Below are 3,517 nucleotides of genomic sequence, written 5' to 3' on the forward strand. Positions count from 1 at the left end.
CTCGGGCTCCACTTCAAAATAACGGCGATAGATTTTCTCTGCCTCGCGCCGGACAGCAGACCAGGTGCTGTCGTCAGCCAACGCTTGTCGGAGAGGCAAGCCGCTGTATGTACGAATAAAACGCAACAGGTCGCGCCGGGTCATGCCGAATCGGGCAGTGGAAAAATACAGCCCACCCAGGTCCTTGATACGCCAGCGACGGGGCACCTGACCGCGCACCTGGGAGCGATGCAGATCGATCAGATACAAGGGGCCGTCCGCGTTGTTCGCTTCCGCATCACTGTTGCGCATCAGGAAATGGGCCAGATAGAAATCCCGATGATTGATGCCCGCGCCGTGCATGGTACGCGCAATAGTAGCCACCCGTTCGATCAGTGCTTGCTTGAAAACCGGCGGCATGGCCTGCGGGTCTTTTACCCAGCGCTCACCAAGATCTTCCAGGCTCAAGGTGCCCACCAGATCATCGGTAATAATGAAGGACTCCACCGATGCCGGATTACTGCCCCGCGAACCATAGGCGGCAATGGTCATGGTATCCAGGCCGGCGCCGCGCACCGCGTCGATGGCAGTCACCTCATCCATGGCGCCCAGCACCGGCAATTTACCCTGGGTAAGATTTTTGAAGATTTCCTTCCAGCCGATGCCACCGTGATATTTGAGAAAATAGCTGCGGCCGTTGCCGGTAAAGCGCAGAGTGCGACGCCCCTCCCGGGCCCGAAAGATTTCACCCTCCTGCTCGGCGGCCTGCTCGAACGGGTCGCGGTCGCCCCACAGGGCGACGATGTCATCGCGCAGAAAAAGTTTCACGGCGTCCAGCCCTCCACATGATCCACCACCGTCTGGGCCAGACAATAGAGGGCCGGGTTACGGCCATACTCCACCCCATTTTCCTGCCAGGGCCCGGGCAACTGGCTGACCATTTTCTGCAGGACGTCGTTCAGCGCCTGCTGACTGAACGGCGACGCAATGACTTCCCCGGAACCAGCCTCGCGCACATAGCGGGCGTAGCCACAGGTGTCCGTGGTCAGCACCGGCAATCCTGCCACCGTGGCTTCCAGCAACACCATCCCCGCAGACTCACGATAAGCCGGATGCAACAGCAGGTCTGCGGCCTGCATCAGGGCAGTCACATCATCACGCGGCCCCAGCACAAGAATGCGACGGCGCAAGGCCTCCGGCAGGCCGGACAGATAGGGGGCCGCCTGATCATTGCCCACGATCATTAATTTCACGGTTTCCGGCAGGACGGCAAACGCCTTCAGGGCCCGATCCAGTCCCTTGACCTTGAAGCCGGAGCCCAGGAACAACAACAGGGTCTCCTGCTCATCAACACCCAGGTTTGCCCGGGTTTGTTGGCGCAGCGCCTTGTGGTCGGCAGGCCGTTGACGATCTCTCTCGATACCCGGCGGCAACAAGGCATAACGGTTTTCTGCCAGCGGATAATGACGCAGGTACTGATCCCGTTGATCGTCATTGAGAAACAGGATCAGCGGGCCATCCGCCGCCGTCACCGCCTGCTCCAGTTTCAGGTAGCCTGCATACCGGGGCAGCCAACGTAACGGTTTCGGCTTGCTGCGTACGTGCTCGGCAAAACAGCTGTCGGCCGCAAAGTACACGTCCAGCCCGGGCAGGCGGTTAAAGCCCACTACCCGATCGAATTCTCCTGTCTGCCGGGCGGCCAGAACCCCCTTCGCAAAGGACAACATACGGCCGTGATTACTGCCACCGGACACAGCAATGCGCTGCACTGTTACCCCGTCAATGGCTTCACCTTGCCAATCACTCACCAGCGCAACCACCTCATGACCCCGGCTCACCGCTTCCCGGGCAATGCGGGCAAAATCCCGCTGCAGACCGCCGTAGGGGAAGTAATGATAGAGCGCCATGGCCAGTTTCATGCGGTGCGCCTCCGCAGTTCCCGCCACACCTGTTTCGGTTTCAGGCTACTGAAACAGGGCGGCTCCACGCCCTTGCCCAGCTCACCACGATAGGTGCACTTTTCCTGCACGCAGGGTGCGCAGGGAAAATCCGCCGCCAGGGAATGCGCCTGAATGCCTCGCACCCCGGTCAATACCGGGTCAGTGGGGCCATAGAGCGCCACACCGGGCAAGCCGGCGGCAGCGGCCAGATGAGCCAGGCCAGTGTCCACGGCAATGAACGCATCCCAACTGAGCAGTTTGTCGGTGAGTGTATCCAGCCCCATTTTCGGCAGAACCCGGGCGCTATCCAGTCCTTCGCTCAAACGCTGGGCGCGGACTTTTTCCGTTTCGTTGCCCCAGGGCAAAAAAACCGTGTGGCCTTCACCGATGGCCAGCTCCAGTAGCTGCCGCCAGAAGGCTTCCGGGTAATGCTTGGTGGGCCAGGTGGTGCCATGGCAGAACACCAGCTGCGCCGGCTTGTTCAGCGGGCTGGGCACATGGCTGCGCGGCAGGCCGTAATCCGGGGCATCGTTGGGCAGGTCGTAGGACAGCGCCTGCGCAAACAGTTTCCGCACCCGGTCGATGGCATGCTGCCCCTTCGCGACTGCCAGGGGATGATCGAGCGCCCGGGCTGACAGCCCTTCGCGAGCGGAGTGTTTGTTCAGACCGAATTTCGGCCCCCGCGCCAGGCGGGTGACGAAGGCGCTCTTGATCAGGCCCTGAGCATCGATCACCGCATCATAGTCGGTAGCCCGGAGCTTGAGCTTGAAGTCCGCCCACTCACCGGAGCGGCGGGCCTTGAGGGGGTGCTTGCGCCAGCGGCGCAGGGCACAGGGAAACACCTGATGCACCGCCGGGTGACGGCGGGCCAGATCGGCAAAGGCTTCTTCCACCACCCAGTCCACCTGCAGATCGGGAATGGCCGACAGGGCATCGGTCAGCGCTGGCAGAGTGTGGATCACATCCCCCATGGAGGAGGTCTTGATCAGCAGCACGCGCATGTCAGAACCTGCTCGCCGTCAATTCAGGCATCCGCGCTTTCCAGCTGCTGCAGGGCATCAATCACCTGCGAAGGGGGCAACTGGCGCAGACAGTTCAAATGCCCCAGCGGGCATTCCCGTTCGAAACAGGGGCTGCATTCCAGCCCCAGCCGTACCACTGCCACTCTATCACCCAGGGGCGGGGTAAAGCCCGGGGAGGTGGAACCGTACACTGCCACCAGCGGACGCTTGAGGGCGGCGGCGATATGCATCAGACCGGAATCGTTGCTGACCACCGCCGTGGTAGCCGAAAGCAGATCCACCGCCTGCTCCAGGGAGGTATTGCCCGCCAGCACCGTGGCATGCTCATCAGCACTGTTTTCCAGCATTTCGACAATGGTATCGGCCACGGGCTGATCCTTGCCGGAGCCGAAGATCCATACCTGGCCACCATGCTCAATCCAGTGCTGGGCCACTGCCGCATAATGATGCTCCGGCCAGCGCTTGGCCGGGCCGAACTCGGCGCCGGGGCACAGGCCCAGCACCGGGCGCTGCGTATTGAGCCCGTGGGCCGCCATGGCCTGCTGAAGCGAGTCTTCACTGACCTCCAGATGCGGG

The 3,517-nt window shown here is 62.0% G+C and carries 4 protein-coding genes; all 4 read right to left on the minus strand.

The features are described 5' to 3' along the window. A partial coding sequence (gene rfaP, locus HUJ17_RS01130; RefSeq protein ID WP_290508979.1) for a lipopolysaccharide core heptose(I) kinase RfaP occupies positions 1-807 on the minus strand: 807 nt, incomplete at its 3' end. Next, positions 804-1,898: a glycosyltransferase family 4 protein gene (locus tag HUJ17_RS01135; protein WP_290508980.1), complete on the minus strand. Its 1,095-nt coding sequence runs from the start codon at positions 1,896-1,898 to the stop codon at positions 804-806. The genes rfaP and HUJ17_RS01135, both read right to left, overlap by 4 nt. Next, positions 1,895-2,920 carry a lipopolysaccharide heptosyltransferase I gene (gene waaC / locus HUJ17_RS01140; RefSeq protein WP_290508981.1) on the minus strand — a complete coding sequence of 342 codons (1,026 nt, stop codon included), beginning with the start codon at positions 2,918-2,920 and terminating at the stop codon, positions 1,895-1,897. The genes HUJ17_RS01135 and waaC overlap by 4 nt, the downstream gene beginning before the upstream one ends. Positions 2,921-2,943: 23 nt before the next feature. Further along, positions 2,944-3,517 (minus strand): lipopolysaccharide heptosyltransferase II (waaF, locus tag HUJ17_RS01145; RefSeq protein WP_290508982.1); only part of this gene is annotated, 574 nt, incomplete at its 5' end.

The sequence above is a fragment of the Alcanivorax sp. genome (assembly GCF_014762765.1).
GTDB lineage: Bacteria > Pseudomonadota > Gammaproteobacteria > Pseudomonadales > Alcanivoracaceae > Alcanivorax.

Bases quoted from the DNA above. Each gene is read 5' to 3' on its own strand.
- HUJ17_RS01135 (WP_290508980.1), bottom strand. From the start codon at position 1,898: ATGAAACTGGCCATGGCGCTCTATCATTACTTCCCCTACGGCGGTCTG.
- waaC (WP_290508981.1), bottom strand. From the start codon at position 2,920: ATGCGCGTGCTGCTGATCAAGACCTCCTCCATGGGGGATGTGATCCAC.